Origin of the sequence: Methylophilus flavus, from assembly GCF_042678905.1 — a bacterium.
Lineage (GTDB): Bacteria > Pseudomonadota > Gammaproteobacteria > Burkholderiales > Methylophilaceae > Methylophilus > Methylophilus flavus.
In genome coordinates this window covers 1,859,161-1,873,947 of record NZ_JBHTLN010000001.1, presented here as the reverse complement: position 1 = coordinate 1,873,947, position 14,787 = coordinate 1,859,161, and the positions used below count along the sequence as shown (strand labels likewise).

General features: G+C 53.1%; 15 protein-coding genes. 5 read left to right on the top strand and 10 right to left on the bottom strand.

Features of this window, described 5'->3' with window-relative positions; genetic code table 11:
• Window positions 1–29: 29 nt before the first annotated feature.
• The 10 genes from recG to ACFQ2T_RS09105 all read right to left on the bottom strand — a co-directional run bounded on the left by recG (window position 30) and on the right by ACFQ2T_RS09105 (window position 11,067).
• The gene (gene recG, locus ACFQ2T_RS09150) at window positions 30–2,081 is read right to left on the bottom strand and encodes an ATP-dependent DNA helicase RecG (RefSeq protein WP_379033421.1); all 2,052 of its coding nucleotides are present in this window, start codon (window positions 2,079–2,081) and stop codon (window positions 30–32) included.
• A 20-nt stretch (window positions 2,082–2,101) separates the two neighbouring features.
• Window positions 2,102–4,318 carry a RelA/SpoT family protein gene (locus ACFQ2T_RS09145; protein ID WP_379033418.1) on the bottom strand — a complete coding sequence of 739 codons (2,217 nt, stop codon included), beginning with the start codon at window positions 4,316–4,318 and terminating at the stop codon, window positions 2,102–2,104.
• Between the two features lie 6 nt (window positions 4,319–4,324).
• Complete coding sequence (gene rpoZ / locus ACFQ2T_RS09140) at window positions 4,325–4,537, bottom strand: DNA-directed RNA polymerase subunit omega (protein WP_325240809.1); 213 nt, start codon at window positions 4,535–4,537, stop codon at window positions 4,325–4,327.
• Between the two features lie 53 nt (window positions 4,538–4,590).
• Window positions 4,591–5,202, bottom strand: a complete 612-nt coding sequence (gmk, locus tag ACFQ2T_RS09135) for a guanylate kinase (RefSeq protein WP_379033415.1) — start codon at window positions 5,200–5,202, stop codon at window positions 4,591–4,593.
• Window positions 5,199–5,939: a peptidase gene (locus tag ACFQ2T_RS09130; protein ID WP_379033412.1), complete on the bottom strand. Its 741-nt coding sequence runs from the start codon at window positions 5,937–5,939 to the stop codon at window positions 5,199–5,201. The genes gmk and ACFQ2T_RS09130 overlap by 4 nt, the downstream gene beginning before the upstream one ends.
• An 86-nt stretch (window positions 5,940–6,025) precedes the next feature.
• Window positions 6,026–6,859: a transglutaminase family protein gene (locus ACFQ2T_RS09125; RefSeq protein ID WP_379033948.1), complete on the bottom strand. Its 834-nt coding sequence runs from the start codon at window positions 6,857–6,859 to the stop codon at window positions 6,026–6,028.
• Between the two features lie 79 nt (window positions 6,860–6,938).
• Window positions 6,939–7,883: an alpha-E domain-containing protein gene (locus tag ACFQ2T_RS09120; RefSeq protein WP_379033409.1), complete on the bottom strand. Its 945-nt coding sequence runs from the start codon at window positions 7,881–7,883 to the stop codon at window positions 6,939–6,941.
• On the bottom strand, window positions 7,877–9,370 hold the full coding sequence (locus ACFQ2T_RS09115) for a circularly permuted type 2 ATP-grasp protein (RefSeq protein WP_379033406.1): 1,494 nt from the start codon (window positions 9,368–9,370) through the stop codon (window positions 7,877–7,879). The genes ACFQ2T_RS09120 and ACFQ2T_RS09115 overlap by 7 nt, the downstream gene beginning before the upstream one ends.
• A gap of 182 nt (window positions 9,371–9,552) precedes the next feature.
• On the bottom strand, window positions 9,553–10,071 hold the full coding sequence (locus ACFQ2T_RS09110) for a hypothetical protein (RefSeq protein WP_379033403.1): 519 nt from the start codon (window positions 10,069–10,071) through the stop codon (window positions 9,553–9,555).
• Between the two features lie 108 nt (window positions 10,072–10,179).
• Window positions 10,180–11,067, bottom strand: coding sequence for a YicC/YloC family endoribonuclease (locus ACFQ2T_RS09105; RefSeq protein WP_379033400.1), 888 nt, complete (start codon window positions 11,065–11,067; stop codon window positions 10,180–10,182).
• A gap of 217 nt (window positions 11,068–11,284) precedes the next feature.
• Between ACFQ2T_RS09105 and ACFQ2T_RS09100 the strand changes: the two genes are divergently transcribed.
• From ACFQ2T_RS09100 to ACFQ2T_RS09080, 5 genes are read left to right on the top strand one after another with little or no spacing between them, the layout of a single operon-like run.
• A complete protein-coding gene (locus ACFQ2T_RS09100; RefSeq protein ID WP_379033397.1) occupies window positions 11,285–12,220 on the top strand; it encodes a serine/threonine protein kinase in 936 nt (311 codons plus the stop codon).
• A gap of 25 nt (window positions 12,221–12,245) precedes the next feature.
• Complete coding sequence (locus ACFQ2T_RS09095; protein ID WP_379033395.1) at window positions 12,246–13,175, top strand: PP2C family protein-serine/threonine phosphatase; 930 nt, start codon at window positions 12,246–12,248, stop codon at window positions 13,173–13,175.
• 3 nt (window positions 13,176–13,178) lie between these two features.
• On the top strand, window positions 13,179–13,898 hold the full coding sequence (gene rph, locus ACFQ2T_RS09090; protein WP_379033393.1) for a ribonuclease PH: 720 nt from the start codon (window positions 13,179–13,181) through the stop codon (window positions 13,896–13,898).
• 1 nt (window position 13,899) lies between these two features.
• The gene (rdgB, locus tag ACFQ2T_RS09085) at window positions 13,900–14,520 is read left to right on the top strand and encodes an RdgB/HAM1 family non-canonical purine NTP pyrophosphatase (protein ID WP_379033390.1); all 621 of its coding nucleotides are present in this window, start codon (window positions 13,900–13,902) and stop codon (window positions 14,518–14,520) included.
• 41 nt (window positions 14,521–14,561) lie between these two features.
• Window positions 14,562–14,777 (top strand): hypothetical protein, encoded by a 216-nt coding sequence (locus ACFQ2T_RS09080; RefSeq protein ID WP_055830578.1) that lies wholly within the window; start codon window positions 14,562–14,564, stop codon window positions 14,775–14,777.
• Window positions 14,778–14,787 lie beyond the last annotated feature (10 nt).

Here is a 14,787-nt window from a genome sequence, read left to right as displayed (position 1 = left end):
AAAAGCAGGTCAACAGCAGAGAATGGCGATTAAACCTTTACCAGCTCGTCACCATGGCTGAGCCAGCGCTGCAGATGTGCTGCGACCGCTGCCGGTGCTTGCGACAAGAGTTTGTCTGCCACCTGCTTGGCCTGCTCTAGCAAGTCGGTATCCCGTTCCAGGTCGGCAATCTTCAGCATGGGAACACCGCTCTGGCGCGTGCCCAGCAATTCACCGGGGCCGCGAATATGCAAGTCGGCCTGGGCAATCTGAAACCCATCAGTGCTTTCGTAAATGACTTTCAGCCTGGCACGGCCTATCTGTGAGCATTGTTGTTTGCTATACAGCAGGATACAGGTACTTTTAGCCGAGCCGCGACCTACGCGACCGCGCAACTGGTGCAGTTGGCTCAAACCCATGCGTTCAGCGTGCTCAATCACCATCAGGCTGGCGTTTGGCACATCCACGCCCACTTCGATCACAGTCGTCGCCACCAGCAAATGGATTTCGTTAGCGGTAAACGCCTGCATCACCACCTGTTTTTCTGATGATTTCATGCGACCGTGCACCAGTCCCACCTGCAATTCAGGAAACGCCTCTTGCATGTAGGCATAGGTATCGTTGGCGGTTTGTAACTGCAGGGTTTCCGATTCCTCGATCAGCGGGCATACCCAGTACGCCTGGTGGCCTTGGGCGCAAGCCTCACGTACCCGCTGCAGAATCTCGTCTCGCCTGTCATCAGCCACCAGCTTGGTCGCCACCGGCGTACGGCCGGGTGGCAGCTCATCAATCACCGATACATCCAGGTCAGCGTAATAACTCATGGAGAGCGTACGCGGAATCGGCGTGGCCGACATCATCAGCTGGTGCGGCTCCAGGTTAGTGCGCTGGCCTTTTTTGCGTAGTGCCAGCCGCTGGTGTACACCAAAACGATGCTGTTCATCGACGATCGCCAACCCTAATTGTTTGAACTGTACTTCTTCCTGGAATAAGGCATGTGTGCCTATGGCAAGTATGGCTTCACCATTGGCGATTCGGGCCAGTGAGTGCTCACGTGTTTTCTTATTCTGGCTACCGGTCAGCCAGGCGATGTCTATGCCTAAAGGCTGTAACCAGCCACTGAGTTTTTTGTAGTGCTGTTCTGCCAGGATCTCAGTCGGCGCCATGATGGCCACCTGCCAGCCCTGTTCTATCATCTGCAAAGCTGCCAGGCAGGCGACGATGGTTTTGCCACTACCGACATCGCCCAGTAACAGGCGCTGCATAGGGTGTGGCTGGGTCAGGTCCTGACCGATCTCGGCGACCACCTTCTGCTGCGCGATCGTTAAAGCAAACGGCAGGCTAGCCAGTAATTGCGACACCAATTGCCTAGACGGCGGGGTAGCGGGCGCATGCCCCTGCTTGCGACGTGCATAGTGCTGGCGCATGGACAATTGCTGCGCCAGTAGCTCATCGTAAGCCAGCCGTTGCCACGCCGGATGGCTGCGGTTTTCCAGTGCGGATAAAACAATCTCCGGGCTTGGCTGGTGCAGTAATTTCAGGCTGCTGGCAAAGTCTGGCAATTGCAGCGGGCTATAAACCCAATCCGGCAGCGTTTCCTGCAAATAATCGGCACTTAACACCAGATTGACGGCTTTGCGGATAGTGTTCTGGCTGAGTCCGGCAGTAGTCGGGTACACCGGTGTCAGTGCAGTACTGACCGGGGTATCTTCTTTGACCTTGCGTTGCTGCGGATGCACCATCTCATAGCCGAAAAAACCGGGCCGCACCTCGCCAAACGCGCGGATGCGGGTGCCCGTCTGCATGGCGGCAATCTGGCTGGGATAAAAATGGATAAAGCGTAAATTGATGATGCCGGAGTCATCCTGCACGCGCACATTGAGCATTTTGCGTGGCTTGTAACTGACTTCGTTATGCACCACCACACCCTCAATCTGTGCCTGCTCGCCCAGCCTTAAGTCACGAATGGCTGTGACATGCGTTTCGTCGAGGTAGCGCAGTGGCAAATGCAGCAACAAGGCCTGCGGCGTGTGTATGCCCAGTTTTTCCAGCTGGCTGCGTACGGCAGGGGTGAAACCTCGTATATCGCTCAAGGAAGGCATGTTGGCCAGTCACCCGCCGTTTACTGGATACGTTGTTCCAGCTGGTTGCCCTTGACCCGGTTGATACGCACCACTTGCTGAATCTTGCGCAGGTTGCGGATCAGGGTCGCCAGATGCACGCGGTTGTGCACCTGCACGGTGAAGTTCACGTTGGAGTACTGGCTGCCATCACTGGACTCGACGCTGACGTTATCAATATTGGCATCCGCATTGGCAATAGTGGCCGCAATTTTTGCCAGCATACCGCGTTCATCGACCACAGAAATACGCAGGTTGACGCTGAACAGTTTTTTCGGATCGGCATCCCATTCCACATCCAGCCATTTTTCCGGGTCCAGCTTGAATTTGCGGATGGCCTGGCAGTCATGGGTATGAATGACCAGCCCTTTGTCTTTATTGATAAAGCCCAGGATAGGGTCGCCAGGGATGGGCCGGCAGCAAGGGGCAAATTGTACCGCCATGCCTTCTGAACCGCGGATGGTAATGGTATCCAGCGTCTTGCTTGTTTTATCTTCGGTATCGGCCGGGTGCGCCAGCAGCTGGTGCGCTACCATCAGGCTATTGCGTTTGCCCAGACCGATATCGGTTAGAATCATTTGCCTTGTTTTGGCGCCGTAGTCATTCATGACTTTTTGCCATTGCTTGTCAGAAATATCACCCGGCTGTATATGCATGGCGCGTAAAGCCACATTCAGCATACGCTCGCCGAGCTGCGCTGATTCTTCGACTTTGACAGTTTTCAGATAATGGCGGATATGCGAACGCGCCTTGCCGGTGACCACATAATTCAGCCAGGCCGGGTTAGGTTTTGCCAGCGGTGCAGTGATGATCTCCACATGGTCGCCGTTGTGCATTTCGGTACGTAATGGCGCCAGCTCATTATTGATTTTAACGGCCACGCAACTATTGCCGACATCAGAGTGCACGGCGTAAGCAAAGTCCACTGCGGTGGAGCCGCGCGGCAGTGCCATAATGTTGCCTTTAGGCGTGAATATGTAGACTTCGTCGGGGAAAAGGTCGACTTTGAAGTTCTCAAGGAACTCATGGCTGTCGTCACTTTCGGTCTGGATCTCAACCAGGCGTTGCAGCCACTGGTGGGTTTGCTGCTGCAGTTTGGTCAGGTGCGCATCTGTGGTTTTGTATAACCAGTGCGCCGCCACGCCCGCGTCGGCGATATTGTGCATTTCCTGGCTGCGGATCTGTACCTCTATCGGCGTGCCGAACGGGCCAAAAAGCGTTGTGTGCAAAGACTGGTAGCCATTGGCTTTGGGAATGGCAATATAGTCTTTAAAGCGGCCAGGAATCGGTTTGTACAATGCATGTAATGCACCAAGTGCCAGATAGCAGGCAGCCGTATCTTTAACAATGACACGAAAACCGTAGATATCGCCAATTTGCGACAATTTCATCGATTTCTCGCTCATTTTCTTGTAAATACTGAAAAGGTGCTTTTCGCGGCCTTCTACGTTAAATTCAAGTTGATAATTCGTGAGCTGGTTCTGAATCGCTTCCAGTATTTTGCTGATGACTTCCTTGCGGTTGCCGCGCGCGGTACGAATCGCCTTATCAATCACACGGTAGCGGTTGGGATATAAATACTTGAGACTCAGGTCTTCCAGCTCATGGAAGATAGGATTCAGGCCGAGCCGGTTGGCAATCGGCGCGTAAATATCCAGGGTTTCACGCGCAATGCGTTTCTGTTTTTCCGGACGCATGGCGTCCATGGTTTGCATGTTATGCAGGCGGTCGGCCAGTTTAACCAGGATCACCCGTACATCCTGGCTCATGGCCAGCAACATTTTGCGGAAATTCTCCGCCTGTGCCTGGGTCGCGGTTTGCAGTTCGACTTTATCCAGTTTGGTCAGGCCATCGACGAGGTCGGCGACTTGCTTGCCAAATTTTTCTGCGATTTCGGCACTATTTACCTCGGTATCTTCCACCACATCGTGCAGCAGTGCAGCCAGCAGGGTGGGCAAGTCCAGGTGTAACTTGGCCAGGATGCAGGCCACAGAAATCGGATGGGTGATGTAGGGTTCGCCGGTTTTGCGCGTTTGACCGGCGTGTGCCTGCTCGGCGTAACGATACGCCTGCCAGACCAGCTGTACTTCTTCTTCGTTGAGGTATTTACGGATCAGCTGCGTGAGGGGGGAATCCTCACGGTCAGCTGGGAGTAAGTCTGCTTCTTCTAGCGGTGATTTAGACTTACGATAGGTGTGGTCACCTTGGGTGTGCGGCATGAATGCTTAAGCCTGGCCTTTTTTTTCCAGCAACTCTACACCGATCTTACCGGCTGCGATTTCACGCAAGGCAATCACGGTAGGTTTGTCTTTTTGTGCGCCAGCGACCAGCGGGTCGGAACCATTGGCGATTTGTCTGGCGCGGTAAGCGGCCACCAGGGTGAGTTGAAAACGGTTAGGGATGTTGTCCAAGCAATCATCGACGGTAATACGAGCCATATAAAACCTTTACATTGTATTGAATCACAGATCAGCGGCGGATTGCGCTGGGTTCAGGTGAGTAATTGAATCAGTGACGCGTGGCAGGCAACCTGGCGGTCAAGCTGCAAGCGCTTGGCACGCACGATGGCCATTAAATCCTGTAGAGCCACGTCAAAATTGTCATTAATTGTAACATAATCAAACTCATGCACGTGACGCATCTCCTCACGGGCAGCGGCTAACCGGCGGGCAATCACGGCCTCGCTGTCCTGGCCGCGGGTGTTCAGGCGGTGTGAAAGTGCTTCGATCGAAGGCGGCAGAATAAAAATAGAAGTGACTTGCGGGAACAGGGTACGTATCTGTTGTGCCCCTTGCCAGTCGATTTCCAGGATGACGTCACGTCCGTCTGCCAGCGCATTTTCCACTTCGCTTTGTGCGGTGCCGTAACGGGCACTGTGCACATGTGCACTTTCCAGGAAGCCGCCTTGGTCCAGAATCTCCAGGAATGCAGCTTCAGGGACAAAGTGATAGTGGATTCCATCTTCTTCACCGGGACGTGGTTCACGCGTGGTGTGCGAGACTGAAAGTTTCAGTAAGGGATCCTGCGCCAGCATGGCACGCACCAGGCTGGTTTTACCGGCGCCGGAAGCGGCAGAAATCACGAATAAATGACCATGGCTCATCTTGAACCCCATTCCGGATTAGGCAATGAAGAAAACACTGTTTTCAGCCCTTCACCCCAGCCTTTATGCACGCTGGCGTAATACGGATCGCGTTCGGTCAGGCGCTGGCGGCAATCGGCGGTTAGCGTATCGGTGCGGTAAATCATTAAATCGATAGGCATGGCGACGGAGATATTGCTGCGTATGGTGGAATCAAATGAGATCAGCACGCATTTGACGGCTTCCATCATATCGGTCTGGTAATTGATCACGCGGTCTATGATAGGTTTGCCATATTTGGTTTCGCCAATCTGCAGATAGGGCGTGTCCGAGGTGGCTTCAATAAAATTGCCAGCCGCATAGACATTGAACAGGCGCGGCTTCTCGCCCTTGATTTGCCCGGCCACCAGAATGCTGGCAGTGAAATCGATGCCATGTTCCTTGAGCGCTTCGCCATCGCGGTGATAGATGCTGCGCATGGCGGCGCCTACCACGGTGGCGGCTTCAAACAGGGAATGTACGTTGTTCAGGGTGGCAACCCCTTGTTCGGACTCTTTAATCTGTTCGCGCAACAGGTTGACCACCGATTGCGTAATCGCCAGGTTACCCGCCGTGAGCAGCACAATCACGCGCTCGCCAGTCTGTTCAAAAACATGCGTTTTCGGGGCGATGGCTACCTGGTCAACACCCGCATTGGTACGTGTGTCAGACGCGAGCACCAGCCCTTGTTCCAGCAGGATGCCTACACAATATGTCATAACGGTATGGAAGAAAAAAGCGGAGTCGCTAAAGTGACATGATAGCACGGGCCGTCTGCACCACTCCACTGCCACAAAATGTGGGTTTACTGTTGCGCGGAAAGTGCCTGTTGATAGAGCTGGTCGTGGTGACGCTGGCGCTGTTCATGTGTCAGCGCGCTTTGATTGACACTGACCATGCTGGACATGCCTTCCATACCGCCGCCGATACGGGTGCCGGTCACCGGGCTGGCACTGCGGTAATCCAGGCCAACTGCCAGCCGCACATGGGTTTCGTTGGTCAGCATGCCATTGGAGACATCCAGCCCCAGCCATTGTTCGTTCTGCCAGACATCGACCCAGGCATGGGTTTGCATCAGGCTGCCATCCTCGGTGAACAGGTAGCCGCTGACATAACGGGCGGGTAACCCTAAGCTGCGGCAACAGCCGATAAATGCATGGGCATGATCCTGGCAGACGCCTTTACCCAGTCTGAAAGCTTCGGCTGCCGGTGTATTCACCTGTGTCGCGCCTTTGATATAGTGCATTTTGTCGCGCAATGCATGCATCATGTCTGGTAACGATGCATGTGCAAACTGCCTGGCAAACGCAGCCATGGCAGCATCCGCCTGGGTGAGCGGGAATTCGCGCAGATAGAGTGCAACCGGCAATGGTTGATTAGTGGCGAGATTTTCAAGCCCGGTTTCTATCTCGCCTGCCACTGAAATCAGCAGTTCATGATGTGGCTGGTCTATAACTAGCGTATGTGTGAGGTTGCCGTAGGTATCTTCAAAGGCGTCACCTAAGCCGTTGACCTTGATCTCCCAGTGCTTCACCTGCTGGCCCATGCCATCGCGCGGCGTCAGGCGCAATTGTTGAATGGTGTATTGCGCCGCTTCACTGTAAATATATTGCGTTTGATGCTCGATATTCAGCAGCATAAGCATTGGTCAGCCTAAATTATCTTGCATGTGAAAGCTCAGCTGAGCTTGTATTCAAGACTGATTGCAGCATCAGCGATCAGGCTGTCGCAGTTAAAAAATTACGCTGGATCTCTTCACCCAGTTTGCGGTTCGCCAGGATAAAATCATCCAGGAAATGGTGCACACCATCTTTGACAATATCCAGCATGCGGCCATAGTGCAGTTTGGCATGCATTTGCCCGGCCAGGCGCTCGGCTTCGGTCTGCCGGCTACCGGCCACCTGCCGCAAGATAGGCATGATCTCGGCATAACAGGCATGCAGTGAGCGCGGCATATCTTCGCGCAGTATCAATAATTCAGACACTTTGGTCGGGTCTATCGCGTCGCGATAGACTTTCTGGTAAGCCTGGAAGGCGGCTACTGAACGCAGTACTGCGCTCCATTCGTAATAATCCACCGCGCCTTCGTTGGCTTCCTGCATGGGGATCAGAAACTCATACTTCACATCCAGCAGGCGGGCGGTATTATCCGCGCGTTCCATAAAAGTCCCCAGCCGGACAAAGCTGAAGGCTTCGTCACGCAGCATGGTGCCAAAACAGACGCCGCGGAACAGGTGTGAACGGCTTTTCACCCATTCACAAAATTCGTTGAGGCCAGACTGAGTCAGGTCCTGCTTGATGTATTGGCCAAACTCGAGCCACAGCGTATTCATGTTTTCCCAGGTTTCCACGGTCATGGCGACCCGCACCGCGCGCGCATTTTCGCGGGCATTTCGCAAAGAGCTGTAAATGCTGGATGGGTTGTTGCTATCCATCACCAGGTGATGAATGACATGGGCGGCATTGAGGTCATCGTAGGTGCTGTCATAAATATCACGGACCCCGGCGATTTCAAGCACGCTATCCCATAACGCCTCTTCGTTGCTGGCGTCAGTGGGCAGCAACGACATACTGTAAGTCACCTCCAGCACACGCGCCACGTTTTCGGCGCGCTCAATATAACGCGCCATCCAGTATAGATGTTCTGCGGTTCTGCTTAACATATCACGGCCTCTTGACGCTGGAGTTGGGCAGCCATTTGTGACTGCGATTGTTCTACACACACATCATCTCGTTCCAGTACCCAGGTATCCTTGGTGCCACCGCCTTGCGACGAGTTGACCACCAGTGAGCCTTCCTTGAGGGCCACGCGGGATAATCCACCAGGCACCACGCTGACGGTTTTGCCTGACAGTACAAACGGACGCAGGTCGACATGACGCGGCGCAATGCCTTGATCCACCAGGGTAGGGCAGGTGGAAAGCGCCAGTGTCGGCTGCGCGATATAGTTTGCCGGCCTGGAAACGATGCGTAACCTGAATTCTTCAATTTCCTGTTTGCTGGCGGTAGGGCCGACCAGCATGCCGTAACCGCCTGAGCCTTGCACCTCTTTCACAACCAGCTCTGGCAGATGATCCAGCACGTAGGCCAGATCATCTTCCTTGCTGAGTTGATACGTGGGCACGTTCTGCAGGATGGGAGACTCACCCAGGTAAAACTTGATCATCTCCGGCACATAGATATACGTTGCCTTGTCATCAGCCACGCCGGTGCCCACCGCGTTAGCCAATGTGACGCCACCATTGCGGTAGACGGAGAGCAGACCCGGCACGCCCAGCATGGAGTCAGGCTTGAATACCAGAGGGTCTATGTAGTCGTCGTCGATGCGGCGGTAGATCACGTCCACCCTTTGCGGGCCTTGTGTGGTGCGCATATAGACGGCGTTATTGCGGACAAACAGATCCTGGCCTTCCACCAGTTCAATACCCATTTGCTGGGCGAGGAAGGCATGTTCAAAGTAGGCGCTGTTGTAGGCGCCAGGAGAAAGTAATACCACGGTCGGGTCAGTGACCCCGGTTTGCGCGACAGAGCGCAGGTTGTTGAGGAGCACATGCGGGTAATGCTCAACCGGCGCAATCGGGTATTTTTTGAACAGGTCGGGAAACAGCCGCATCATCATTTTGCGGTCTTCCAGCATGTACGATACGCCAGACGGCGTACGCAAATTATCTTCCAGCACATAGAACTGCGATTCGCTGGTGCGCACCAGGTCTATGCCCGCCACGTGGGCGTATACCTGGTTAGGCACATCTACGCCGACCATTTCCGGGCGATATTGCGAATTGGTCAAAATGCTATGCGGTACAAGTCCGGCCTTGATGATTTCCTGGTCATGGTAAATATCATGCAGGAACATATTCAAGGCACGCACGCGTTGCACCGCGCCTTTGGATAAGTGCGCCCATTCACTAGCGGAAATCATGCGCGGGATGACATCGAACGGAATCAGGCGCTCGGCACCGTCTTCTTCGCCGTAAACGTTGAAGGTAATACCCACACGGCGGAACAATACCTCTGCTTCAGCCCGTTTGGCCGCCAGTTGCTGGGTAGGTACATTCGTCAACCAGCGATCATAAGCCTGGTAGATACCACGTACATCGCCCCCATATCCCTGCATCTCATCAAAAAACTGTTTGGCCGTTTGCGTCATGGTCCTTGACCTTTGCATTGCTTATAGAAATCAATTAGATAAGAGCAAGCCGTGTGCCAGACACGAATTGTGAATTAAATCAGCAGCTTATGTAAATGTTGGTTACCGCTAAATATAAAACGCACCATAAGGGTGCGTTTTATGATCCCGACTTTGGTGCAAGCCTATACTTTCAATTTGACCTATTGATAGCTAAAAGATTGCTCAAATTTCTCAATCAGCTGTAAATCAGCTTGTTTGGGGTTTGAAACAGCCACGTGCACGTTCGCCCATCTGCCCCGGTAGGCAAACAGAAAATAAACATGTTTTTGCTTGATGGCAGCGTCCTGAAAAGTATTTTCAAAGTCGTAGCTGATTTTGCAATATTTGCTGTTGCAGCTTTTTGCAACGGTGGCCTGATTGATCAAAGGGTCTTTACCGGCCTTTGGCCAGAAGCAATTCAACACCTCTTCGTGCGACTCCCCGCCATTGCATGAGGGGATATCTACATGCAATGTCACTGCAAAATTACTGGCGTTGGCTGAATACATATAGTGGTCATTGGAGTCTGCCTCCCTGACCGGCCTTAATGCAGGCGCATCAAATGTGATTCCCCAGCCTTGGTCGGGAATCGGCAAGATGGTGATTTCGGCAAAGGACTGCATGGGGAGCAGGCTGGCGATTGCCAGGAGAGAACGAAGAACATAGCGGAGCAGATTCATATATCTAGACCCTATGAGAAGCTGTAAGTAATCTGACTATAGCATCATGCTTTCAATAAACAGCCAATTCGCTTGCGTGCCGGCTGCAAATTTTGCGAAATTGTGGCTTTATTCAATATTCTGGATCTGTTCGCGCATCTGCTCAATCAGCACCTTGAGTTGCATGGAAACCTGCGTGGTTTCGATCGCCACCGATTTTGAACCCAGCGTATTAGCCTCGCGGTTCATTTCCTGCATCAGGAAATCCAGTTTTTTACCTACCGGCCCCCCCGCAGCCAGGATACGGTCCATTTCAGTAATATGCGAGTTCAGGCGCGCCAGCTCTTCGTCGACGTCAGTGCGTTGCGCATAGAGCACGATTTCCTGGCGCACACGGTCATCGTCTGCCTGCATCGCTTCGCGCAATTTAGCGGTGAGTTTTTCCTGGTATTGCTGGATCACTTGCGGCAACAGCGGTTTAACAATGGCGATTTGCTCACGCACACCTTGCAGGCGGTCCAGCAACACTTGTTTGAGTTTTTCACCTTCGCGCTGACGCGCCGCGATCAGTTCATCAATCGCCTGGGAAAGGCCACTTTGCACACTCTGAGCCAGGGTTTCAGTATCGACTGCCTCGGTTTGCAACACACCCGGCAACTTGAATATATCGACCAGGTTCACCGGTTGCGCTTCGGCAAAGTGCTGATGCAGGCTCTTTAATGTCTGTGCAATTTGTGTGACCATGGCCGTGTTCAATGCCAGTTTATTTGAGCTGGCACTATCGCTTTTCAGGCTCAGCCTGCATTCAACCTTACCGCGTCCGAGTTTGGTTTGTAGCTGTTCACGGACCAGCGCTTCAAACTGGCGCAAGCTGTCTTCGATTTTGACGTTCAGTTCCAGGTAGCGGTGATTCACCGCACGCAGTTCAATCAGCAAAAGTCCAGCAGGAAAGCGCGTTTCGCTATTGGCAAAACCTGTCATGCTCAAGATGGGGGCGGAATTCTTTTTTACGGTCATGTTTTTACTTACCTTGCTTCTATAGGCCTTGCTTGTCAGGCTAAGCGGATGATTGTATCAAATGCAGTATCGATATGCGAAAATAGCGTTATAACAAGTAAACATAGTTAAAGGAAACGCGGAGCGCAGCAAATCGCCGCGTAGACACTTAATTCCGCCTTTCCTTAATTTTGATGTTTCCCTTAATTAAAGCCATGATCAGTACGTTAACCATCTAGTGAAGCTAGCCAATAAAATTGATATTGCCCTGCCTGTGGGCACCGAACTGCATGACTACACCATTACGCGGGTGCTGAGTCTGGGCGGGTTCAGCTTCGTCTATCTGGCGCAGGATAAACAGAAAAATACCGTTGCCATCAAGGAATATATGCCGGTGACGCTGGCCAAGCGTGATGGCCAGACGCATATCCGTTCCAATGGCAAAAATGAAGCCGCTTACAAACATGGCATGAAGTGCTTTTTTGAAGAAGGCCTGGCACTGGCCAATATCGAGCACAAGAATATCGTGCGTGTGAAAAACTTCTTCCGCGCCAATAACACCGTGTACATGGTCATGAAATACGAGCGCGGCAAATCGCTGCAGGATTACATCATGGCCTTATCGCAGCCGGTGCCGGAAAATTTCATGATCCGCATGTTTGTCGAGTTGCTGAACGGCCTTCGCGAAGTGCATACACGCAAGTTGCTGCACCTGGATATCAAACCGGCCAATATTTATATCCGGCTGGATGGTTCGCCGGTGCTGCTGGACTTCGGGTCGGCGCGCCAGGCTTTGTCCGAGGTGACACTGGCACCTACTTACACGCCGGGTTTCGCACCGCCGGAACAATATATAGACCGCAAGCACCTGGGACCATGGAGTGATATTTACAGCATAGGCGCCAGCATGTATGCCTGCCTGCAACGCTCGTCGCCATTGGCCGCTAATATCCGCCTGAATGAAGATACGCTGGTGCCGGCCACGCAGCTAGGCAAGCAAATCTACTCAGAAAAACTGTTATCGATTATTGATGACTGTATGCATATTGATTACCTGCAAAGGCCACAAAGTGTGTTTTCATTGCAGAAAAAAATGATAGAGGTGCATGTGGCAGATGACGCCCGTGGCTCCCTGGTCGATAAAATTATTAAAGTGCTCACCAAACCACTATGAAACATTTGACGAAACGCTCGATGCCATGAAGTTTTCAATTGCGCAAGGCAGCCGGCAGGGGCCGCGTCCGTATAACCAGGACAGGTTAGCGTACTCCTACCATAGGCATGCCATTCTGATGGTACTGGCCGATGGCATGGGTGGCCACAAGCATGGCGATGTCGCGGCAGAAATCGCCGTCAAAACCATGGTAGAAGCATTCCAGCGCGAATCCGACCCGCTGATTGCGCATCCGGCACAGTTTCTGCGCGAGCAGATCGGCCAGGTGCATGACGTCATTGAAAATGTGCGCGTCCGCAAAAAACTGTCCGAATCGCCGCGCACCACCATCGTGGTCGCCTTGATCCAGCACAACAAACTGTTTTGCGCACACGTCGGCGATTCCCGCCTATACCTTTACCGTAATGGCCTGGAAGAATTCCAGACCCAGGATCACTCCGTAGTGCAGTCATTATTGCGCGAAGGCAGGATCACCGCCGAGCAGATTGAGCGACACCCGCACCGCAACAAAATCTATAATTGCGTGGGCGGCGATAAACCCCCTCAAGTCGAGCTGGCAGACCCTATGCCGCTCAGCGAAGGCGATGTCATTTTGCTATGTTCGGACGGCGTGTGGAATACCGTACCTGCCATCACCATGGCGCAACATATGCTGGCCGCCAATATGCAGGATGGCGTCACGCGCCTGCTGGATGATGCCGATACGGCCAGTATCACCGTCGGCGATAACATGAGTGCCATCGCACTGCAGTGGGGCGAGCGCAATACAGCGCCACTGACAGTGTCTACATTGGATTTACCGGACGATGGCACCACGACCATGCTCAAAAACGCCGGTGCCATGCCCAACCCACATGCACTGGACCTGACGGATGACGAAATTGAAAAGGCGATTGCCGATATACAGGACGCGCTGGGCAGAACCCGGCTACATATTAAAAAAGAGGAATCGTAGAGAATGACCAGACCAAGCGAACGTGCCAACGACCAGTTGCGCAGCATTGAAATCATCCGCAACTACACCAAACATGCCGAAGGCTCGGTATTGGTGAAGTTTGGCGATACGCATGTGATTTGCACCGCCAGTATCGAAGAGAAAGTGCCCGGTTTCCTCAAAGGCAAAAACCAGGGTTGGGTGACTGCCGAATACGGCATGCTGCCACGCTCTACCGGTTCACGTATGGATAGAGAAGCTGCCCGGGGCAAACAAACCGGCCGCACCCAGGAAATCCAGCGCCTGATCGGCCGCAGCCTGCGCGCGGTGATCGATATGCAAAAACTGGGCGAGCGCACCATCCATTTCGACTGTGACGTGATCCAGGCCGATGGCGGCACCCGTACCGCCAGCATCACGGGTGCTTATGTGGCGATGGTGGATGCCGTCAGCACGTTGCTGGCAAAAGGCTTGCTCACTGAAAGCCCGATCAAAGATTCAGTCGGCGCGATTTCGGTCGGTGTGTACCAGGGTATCCCGGTGCTGGACCTGGATTATATTGAAGATTCCGACTGTGATACCGACATGAACGTGGTCATGACCGGCAGTGGCGGCTTTGTTGAAATCCAGGGCACTGCCGAAGGTGAACCTTTCAGCCGTGATGCGATGAACGAGATGCTGGATCTGGCAGCAAAAGGCATTGCTGAGCTATCCAAGCTACAACAACAGGCATTAGCGAATTAACATGGCATTAGCGTTAAGCAAACTGGTGATCGCCTCCGGCAACAAAGGCAAAGTCCGTGAGATCGCGCATGTGCTGGCACCCTTGAATATCGAGATTGTGTCGCAATCTGAATTCAATGTACCAGAGTGCCCGGAGCCGTATGAAACCTTTGTTGAAAATGCACTGGCCAAAGCACGGCATGCCAGCCAGCATACCGGTTTGCCAGCCCTGGCTGACGATTCCGGTTTGTGCGTGAATGCCCTGCAAGGCGCACCGGGTGTGATCTCGGCGCGTTATGCAGGCCCACAACCATCAGGTAGCCTGCTGACGCAGGATGAACGCAACAACGATAAACTGCTCACAGTGATGTCGCGCGAAAGTGACCGCCGTGCGTATTTTTACAGTGTGCTGGTGCTGGTGCGGTCACCCAACGATCCGCAGCCTATCATTGCCGATGGCGTTTGGCTGGGTGAAATCTTGCGCGAGTTTCGCGGGTCTGAAGGCTTTGGCTATGACCCCTTGTTTATGGATCTGGAAACACGCAAGACCGTGGCTGAATTACCGCTGGAAGTGAAAAGCAAAATGAGCCACAGAGGCCAGGCCTTGGTAAAATTGCTGCAAGCTTTAGAGAAAAGTCAGTAAAAAAAGTAACTGAAAGCACACGCAGGTGAAAGAAACAGCATATGACAAATGAGTGGCCCAAATGGGTGCGTGACGACGGCTCGGTGGTTTCCTGCACCGAAAAAGTCAAAGTCATGTCTGAAAACTTTGATGAACTCAAACAGATCGCCCAAGATGCGCTGGAAGATGGCTTGCTGATGGAAGTCAGCGAAGAGCAGATGCGCCAGGCGTTGCATGCGCTCGTCGATACTTTAGTCAATCCTTACAACAAGATATAGGCTTGCCAAC